Annotated in this window: 6 protein-coding genes, 1 rRNA gene and 1 pseudogene; 7 read left to right on the forward strand and 1 reads right to left on the reverse strand. The window is 66.4% G+C overall.

Annotation, left to right across the window (positions count from 1 at the left end; all coding sequences use genetic code 11):
* Nucleotides 1-61 precede the first annotated feature (61 nt).
* The 5 genes from rrf to EXQ71_07280 all read left to right on the forward strand — a co-directional run bounded on the left by rrf (nucleotide 62) and on the right by EXQ71_07280 (nucleotide 5272).
* Nucleotides 62-178, forward strand: a 5S ribosomal RNA gene (gene rrf / locus EXQ71_07260).
* Nucleotides 179-249: 71 nt separating this feature from the next.
* Entirely contained in the window at nucleotides 250-1272 is a 1023-nt protein-coding gene (locus EXQ71_07265) for a tetratricopeptide repeat protein (protein MSO87305.1), read from the forward strand.
* Between the two features lie 74 nt (nucleotides 1273-1346).
* Complete coding sequence (locus EXQ71_07270) at nucleotides 1347-2234, forward strand: fructose bisphosphate aldolase (GenBank protein MSO87306.1); 888 nt, start codon at nucleotides 1347-1349, stop codon at nucleotides 2232-2234.
* Nucleotides 2235-2342: 108 nt separating this feature from the next.
* Nucleotides 2343-4256, forward strand: coding sequence for a 2-oxoacid:acceptor oxidoreductase subunit alpha (locus EXQ71_07275; GenBank protein MSO87307.1), 1914 nt, complete (start codon nucleotides 2343-2345; stop codon nucleotides 4254-4256).
* Nucleotides 4253-5272 carry a 2-oxoacid:ferredoxin oxidoreductase subunit beta gene (locus EXQ71_07280; GenBank protein ID MSO87308.1) on the forward strand — a complete coding sequence of 340 codons (1020 nt, stop codon included), beginning with the start codon at nucleotides 4253-4255 and terminating at the stop codon, nucleotides 5270-5272. Before EXQ71_07275 ends, EXQ71_07280 begins: the two co-directional genes overlap by 4 nt.
* A 31-nt stretch (nucleotides 5273-5303) precedes the next feature.
* Here the strand turns inward: EXQ71_07280 and EXQ71_07285 are convergent, their stop codons facing one another.
* Nucleotides 5304-6533, reverse strand: coding sequence for a DUF1015 domain-containing protein (locus tag EXQ71_07285; protein ID MSO87309.1), 1230 nt, complete (start codon nucleotides 6531-6533; stop codon nucleotides 5304-5306).
* Here EXQ71_07285 and EXQ71_07290 point away from each other — a divergent pair.
* Together EXQ71_07290 and EXQ71_07295 are read left to right on the forward strand one after the other, a co-directional pair.
* Nucleotides 6521-7261 (forward strand): HAD-IIA family hydrolase, encoded by a 741-nt coding sequence (locus EXQ71_07290; protein ID MSO87310.1) that lies wholly within the window; start codon nucleotides 6521-6523, stop codon nucleotides 7259-7261. The genes EXQ71_07285 and EXQ71_07290 overlap by 13 nt on opposite strands.
* A 392-nt stretch (nucleotides 7262-7653) precedes the next feature.
* Nucleotides 7654-7760 (forward strand): annotated as a pseudogene (locus EXQ71_07295) (transglycosylase).

Consider the following 7760-nt stretch of genomic DNA (forward strand, 5'->3'; position numbering starts at 1 on the left):
TCGCTATGGAGTTCCTCAAGGAGCCGCGCCGTCTTTCGGCTGCGCTGCCTTGACAACAGGTTTCGGTGGCCATAGCGGAGGGGTCACACCCGTTCCCATTCCGAACACGGAAGTTAAGCCCTCCAGCGCCGATGGTACTTGGGTCGAGAGGCCCTGGGAGAGTAGGACGCCGCCGATTTTTGCAATGCGAAGGACCCCCAGCGATGGGGGTCCTTCGTCGTTTCCGGGCCCCGATAGGCTGTGACCTTCATGCCAAAACCTCCCCCGTCCTCCTCGTCCTCCTCCGACCGCGGCCGTCCACCGCGCTCCACCGGCAAGCCCGGTTCCCCGAGAACATCCTCGAAGCCGCGCCCGAGCCGATCATCGGCGCCGCGCGAGAGCGAGGGCACGCCCTGGCAGCGGAGGGCCGATGATGCCGCCAAGCTCAAGAAGGCGGGCTGGGGGTCAGTGGCCCGCAAAGGGGCCGGGCGCGTGCGCGACACCGGCCCCGGCGATGCCTCCAAAGCATTCCGGGAGGCCTCTCCGGAAGGACGAGGCCAGTGGGAGCCGGAGATATGGATCGATGAAGGTGAGGTGCAGGGAGAGGCCACCCAGGCGGTGAGCCGAGGGCGCTCCGTCCGACGCAACGCCACCGTCGACGACGGCGACGGCGAACTGGCCTCGGATCCTTCGCTGCGCAGGGCCGTAGCCACCAAGGCGGCCGAACGCCTCGAGACGAAGGTGAAAGAGGCCAGTAAGGCGTTCCGGCGCGAACGGTTCGAGGAGGCCCGGGCGATCCTGCGGCCGTTGGCGGAACAAGCCCCCACGGTGCAATCGGTGCGGGAGTTGCTGGGCCTGTGCTACTACCGCTTGGGGCGCTGGAAGTTGGCGGTCACCGAGCTCGAAGCCTTTCGGGGCATGAGCGGGAGCACCGAGCAGAACCCCGTGTTGGCCGACTGCTACCGGGCGGTGGGGCGTCATCGCAAGGTGGTGGAGTTGTGGGAGGAGTTGAGAGCGGTTTCGCCGAGCGCCTCACTGGTGGCCGAAGGTCGCATCGTCTACGCCGGGTCGCTCGCCGACCAGGGCCGACTGACCGAAGCCATCGCCGTCCTCGAGCAGTCAAAACCGCCGGCGAAGAAACCCCAAGAGCACCACCTACGCGTCACCTATGCCCTCGCCGATCTCTACGAGCGGGCCGGCGACGTGCCCAAAGCCCGCCATCTCTTCGGCATCGTGGCGGCTGTCGACCCTGACCTAGGAGACGTCACGGCCCGCCTGCGGGCCCTGCGCTAGCCCGGCGTTGTGCCGCCTCCCCGCCGGTCCGCCATGATGGGCGCACGAGAGCCGAGAAGGGGAACCGGGACGTCATGAACCATGAACAGGTAGCGAAGGTGCGGACGGGGAATGGTTTTATCGCCGCCCTGGATCAGAGTGGGGGCAGCACGCCGAAGGCACTGGCGCTCTACGGGGTGGGGGCGGACGCCTTCGCCAACGACGACGAGATGTTCACCCGCGTTCACGAAATGCGCACCCGCATCGTGTCGAGCCCCAGTTTCACCGGAGACCGCGTGCTCGGGGCCATCCTCTTCGAGGACACCATGGACCGTGAGATCAATGCCACCGACACCGCCGAGTATCTCTGGTCGATCAAGGGCGTGGTGCCCTTCCTGAAGGTGGACAAGGGCCTCGCCGATGCGGCTGAGGATGCTCAACTCATGAAGCCCATTCCCGGCCTCGACGACCTCCTTGCTCGCGCCGTTAGCAAGGGTGTGTTCGGTACGAAGATGCGGTCGGTCATCAACCGGGCCAACCCCGCCGGGGTGCAGGCCGTGGTGGACCAGCAGTTCGCCATCAGCGCGCAGATTCTGGGCTATGGTCTCGTGCCCATCATCGAGCCCGAGGTGGACATTCACAGCCCCCAAAAAGCCGAGACCGAAGCGCTCCTCAAGACGGCGCTGCTCGCCCACCTCGATGCGCTGGCGGCGGATGAACTGGTGATGTTGAAACTCACCTTGCCCGAGACCGACGGGTTCTATGGCGAACTGACCAACCACCCCAATGTGCTGCGGGTGGTGGCGCTCTCCGGTGGCTACAGCCGCGACGAGGCCAACGGCCGCCTCAGCCGTAACCCGGGGGTGATCGCGAGTTTCTCCCGGGCCCTCACCGAGGGTTTGACGGCCCACCAGACCGACGCCGAGTTCAACGCCGCCCTGGGGGCGTCGATTCAGAGCATCTACGACGCCTCCATCACCTGATCCATCCGGGCCGGGTGTCCATGGTCGGACTGACCCGATCGAGAGCGGTAGGCTCCTTCCACGGCCTTAGGCGCAATGGCGCGTCTCAGGTGACCCGGGGGTGGGCCGATGTCTGACATCGCAGAACACACGGCGCCGAAAGCGGCCACCGAACGACTCGATCGGGTGGTCATTCGCTTCGCCGGGGACTCTGGCGATGGGATGCAGCTCACCGGCGACCGATTCACCGACGCCAGCGCCCTGTTTGGGAACGACCTCGCCACACTGCCGGACTTTCCCGCGGAGATTCGGGCACCCGCTGGCACACTGGCGGGCGTTTCTGCCTTCCAGGTGCATATCTCAGACCACGACATCACCACTCCGGGTGATGCGCCCAATGTCCTCGTAGCCATGAACCCGGCCGCGCTGCGCAACGAAGTGTCCCGCCTGGAGGGTGGGGGCACCCTCATCGTCAACGAGGACGCCTTCGGCGAGCGCAACCTCACCAAGGCGGGCTACACCGCCAACCCCCTCGATGACGGCAGCCTCGACGGGTACACCCTCTACCGGGTGCCGATGTCGAGCCTGACGCTGCGCGCCGTTGAGGAACTCGGAGTGAAACCGCGCGATGCCGAGCGTTCTAAAAACCTGTTTGCGTTGGGCCTGGTCTCCTGGATGTACACGCGTCCGGTCGAGGAGACCTTGCGCTGGATCGAAGCCAAGTTCAGCCAAAAGCCGCAGGTGCGCGACGCCAACCTGGCGGCTTTCAAAGCGGGCCATGCCTTCGGTGAGACAGCCGAGTTGTTCGATCATCCCTACGCCGTAGACCCGGCCCCACGACCGCCGGGCACCTACACGAACATCACCGGCAACACGGCCCTGACCTGGGGTCTACTGGCCGCCAGTCAGCGTTCCCATCTCCCGTTGTTTCTCGGCTCCTACCCCATTACGCCCGCCTCGGACATCCTGCACGAGTTGTCCAAACACAAGCGGTTTGGGGTGCGCACCCTCCAGGCCGAAGATGAAATCGCCGGCATCGGCGCCGCCATCGGGGCGGCCTACGGCGGGAGTCTCGGTGTCACCACCACCAGTGGCCCCGGGATGGCCCTCAAGGCCGAAGCCATGGGTCTGGCGGTCAGCCTGGAACTACCCCTGTTGATCGTGGACATCCAGCGGGGCGGCCCCTCCACCGGGCTACCCACCAAGACCGAGGCGGCCGATCTGTTGACCGCCTATTACGGGCGTCACGGCGAATCGCCCCTCCCGATCGTGGCGGCCTACAGCCCGAGCGATTGCTTCTGGGCGGCGCTGGAAGCGGCCCGCATCGCCATCAAATATCGAACGCCGGTGATCCTTCTGTCCGATGGCTATCTCGCCAACGGGTCCGAACCCTGGCTCCTGCCCGCCGTGAAGGACCTACCCGACCTCTCCACCACTTTTGCCACGGCCCCCAACCACACCACCGAGTCGGGGGAGGAGGTGTTCTGGCCGTACCTGCGTGATCCCGACACCCTGGCCCGCGCCTGGGCGCTGCCCGGGACACCCGGCCTGATGCATCGAATCGGAGGCCTCGAGAAGGAAGACGGCTCGGGCAACATCAGTTACGACGCCGACAATCACGCCCGGATGGTGCACCTACGAGCCGCCAAGATCGCCGGGATCGCCGCCGACATCCCCGAGGTCATGGTGAGTGGAGATGCGGAGGATGCCGAGGTGCTCATCGTGGGATGGGGCTCCACCTGGGGAGCGATCGATGGCGCGGTGAACCGGGTACGCAATCAGGGGCGACGAGTGGCCAGTGCCCACCTGACCCATCTCAATCCGTTCCCCCGCAACCTGGGCGAGGTGTTGCGCCGGTACCCGAAGGTTCTGGTGCCCGAGATGAACCTCGGCCAACTGTCGAGGCTGCTGCGGGCGGAGTTCCTGGTGGATGCCGCCTCGGTCACCAACATGCGGGGAGTGCCCTTCACCGCTGGTGAACTCGAGCGGGCCATTCTCGACTACCTGTCGAGCCACAGCCACGGAAGCGAAGGAATCCGATGACTGAGTTGATTCCGGTGACCTCTCGCAAGGACTGGATGAGCGATCAGGAGGTGCGATGGTGCCCGGGCTGCGGGGATTATTCGATCCTGGCGGCCGTACAGCTCCTCATGCCGGACCTCGGCATAGCCCGGGAGGACACGGTGTTCGTGTCCGGGATCGGCTGCGCCGCCCGCTTCCCCTATTACATCAACACCTACGGCCTTCATTCCATCCATGGCCGCGCGCCGGCCATCGCCACCGGTCTGGCCATGAGCCGCCCGGATCTTCATGTGTTCGTGGTGACCGGCGACGGCGACGCCCTGTCCATCGGCGGCAACCACCTGATCCATGCCCTGCGCCGGAACATCAACATCACGATCCTGATGTTCAACAACCAGATCTATGGACTCACCAAAGGGCAGTACTCACCCACCTCAGAACTCGGCAAGGTGACGAAGTCCACCCCCTTCGGGAGCCTGGACCATCCGTTCAATCCGCTTTCCCTCGCCATCGGGGCCGAGGCCAGTTTCGTCGCCCGCACCCACGACATGGATCGTGCCCACATGCTCGAGACGTTCCGACGGGCCTACGAGCACCAAGGCGCGTCCTTCGTCGAGGTCTTTCAGAACTGCAACGTCTTCAACGACCATGCCTTCGAAGGAGTGACCGCCAAGGCCGTGCGAGAGGAGATGTTGATTCCGTTGCGACACGGTGAGCCGGTGCGCTTCGGGACCGATGGAGGCAAGGGGGTGATGATCGACGCTCAACGCGGTGCCCACATCGTGGATGTGGATGCCGTTGGTCTCGATGCCCTGCTGGTCCACGACGAAGCCCGCACCGATCCCAGCGTGTCGTTCATGCTCTCCCGCCTGGCGCGGGGCCCCTACGAGCCCACACCCATCGGCGTATTTCGGGCCGTCGACCGACTCGAGTACAGCGCCGAGGTGTCCCGACAGATCGCCGAGGCCCAAGCGCCCGCTGGCCCCGGGCGGCTCGAGGACCTCCTGCACAGCGGCACGACCTGGACGGTCGACTAGCCGCCGGTTCTTCCGCGCCCGCCGGGGTGCCCTACGCCAGGCTGCGAAACACCAGCCCCGTCTTGGGCTTGGGATGAAAGAACGTGGTCTTGGGGGGCATCCGGTCGCTCCCGTGGGCGGTGGCTTCGATCTGCGCCACCGTGGCGGGACGCAACAGCACCCCCGCTTGTGCCGCTCCGGAGGCCACCGCCGCCCGCACCTGCTCCACCCCATGCTGGTAGGACAGGGTGTGGGCCGGTAGGGCGGCGAGGGCTACGTCGAGCCGGCTCGAGTCGAGGTCGGGGATGGACGAAAAGCCATCAGGGCGCGGGCGCAGCAGTACGTCGCGATCGGGGAGGATGAGCACGAGACAGCCCGCTTCGGCCATGGTGGCGGTGACCGCTTCGCCCGCCGCCGGGCGCCCCACGGCCTCAAACCACGGTGCGAGGCACATCTCGAGGTCGGTGTTGTCGGGGAGGCCGCTGATAAGGCGGTGAATGGCGTGGACGGTGAGTTCATCCTCCACCAACTCCACGATGTAGGTCATGGTGGCGCCGGCGGCCCCGGCACGGCCGTCGAGGGCCTCCCGCTCACCCTTGTAGGCGAGGGAGGTTTCGTACCGGTGATGCCCGTCGGCCACCACCACCGGGTGGCTAGCCACCGCCGTGGAAATGGCCTCACAGACCTCGGGATCGTCGATGCGCCAGATCGTGTGACGCACACCGTCGTCGTCGACGATCTCGGCGAGGGGGGGATCCTCGAGTGGAAGTAGGTCGGTGAGGCCGCGGGCGAGGGACAGCCCCCAGATAGCAGAGAGGTTCGCCCGGCAGGACCGCAGCAATTCGAGCCGGTCGCTCTTGGCCTTCGGGGTGGTGTGCTCGTGCGGGAGAATGTCGGTGCCGGGGGGGCTCAGTTCGAGAGCGCCGATCACCCCGGTGGTGTGGCGCTCCACCCCGGCCTCGTCGGTGGCGGTCATGCGGTAGGCCGTGAAACTCGGGTGCTGGTCAACCACGAGGGTTCCCTCCGCCAACCACGCCTCCAGGCGCTGGCCCGCCAAGAGGTAGCGCTGGTCGCCGTCGGCTTCGGAGGGGACATCGATGAGTACGGCGTTGTGAGGATCCTTGGCCGCCAACGCGTCTCGTTGGGCGGCATCGATCACATCGTAGGGAGGAGCGATCACCCCCCCGAGGCGAGTGTGTTGCGGGTTGTAACGGATACCGGCGAAAGGTTCGAATCGGGCCACATCGTGGAGTCTGACAGGCTGGGCCGGTGGGCTTTGCACTCGACCTAGACGGGGTCATCTGGTTGGCCGATAACCCGATCCCTGGATCGGCTGATGCGGTGGCTCGTTTGCGAGCGGCGGGGGAGTCGGTCGTGTTTTGCACGAACAACTCCAGCCTGCCGGTGGGCGAGGTGGAAGCGAAGTTGGCGCGCCATGGCATCCCCGCTCGCGGTGATGTTCTCACCTCGGCTATGGCGGCGGTCACCCTGGTGGAGCCCGGCGAGCGGGTGCTGGTATGTGCGGGCGAAGGGGTGGTAGAGGCCCTAGAGCAACGCAGGGCGATCGTGGTATACGACGGTGAGGCGGACGCAGTGATGGTGGGGTTCCACACCAACTTCGATGCCGATCGCCTCCGCATAGCCGTGCACGCCTTGAAGCGCGGCGCTCGCTTGCTGGCCACCAACGACGACCTCACCTACCCCACGCCGGATGGGTTGGTCCCCGGCGGGGGCGCCATCCTCGCCGCCGTGGAAGCCGCGGCACGGGTTCCGGCCGTCGTGGCCGGCAAACCCTACGCACCCATGGTGGGCCTCGTGCGGGAGCGGTTAGGAGTGACCGGCACGATGGTGGGGGACCGCTTTGACACCGACGGCCGGTTCGCGCAGGCCTTGGGGTATCGCTTCGCCCTCGTCCTCACCGGCGTATCGGATGCCTCGGCAGGCATGGATCCGCCCCCTGAGTTCGTCGCCGCCAACCTCGCTGGCGTGGTGGACCAACTCCTGAGCTAACTCCCCCGCGCTCGCCTGCGAACTTTTGCAAGCGCGGGCCAGGATTCGTAGATTGGGGCATGGCTTCGAACGACTTTCTCAAGCGGTATCTCGACCTCGGCATGGCCCTGGCCGCCCCTACCCAAGCTCGCGCCGAGGCGCTCGTGAAGGAACTGGTGAAGGCGGGAGAGGTCCAGAGCGATCAGGCTCGCGAGATCGTCGCGGTTGTCATCGAGCGAGGTCGACTGAACGGCGAAAAGCTGATCGAGACCGTTCGAGCCGAGGTGAAGCACCAGATCACGGCCATGGGCCTGGCCAGCCAGTCCGATATCGAGCGCGTGGAGCAACGCCTGTCGTCTCTTTTCGGTGGTCCGGCGGCTCCTGCCCCCCACGCGCCGCCCGCTCAGACGACCGCCGCCAACAAGCCCGCCGCCAACAAGCCCGCCGCCAACAAGCCCGCCGCCAACAAGCCCGCCGCCAACAAGCCCGCCGCCAACAAGCCCGCCGCCAACAAGCCCGC

This window comes from Acidimicrobiia bacterium, assembly GCA_009694375.1.
Taxonomy (GTDB): domain Bacteria; phylum Actinomycetota; class Acidimicrobiia; order Acidimicrobiales; family VFJN01; genus VFJN01.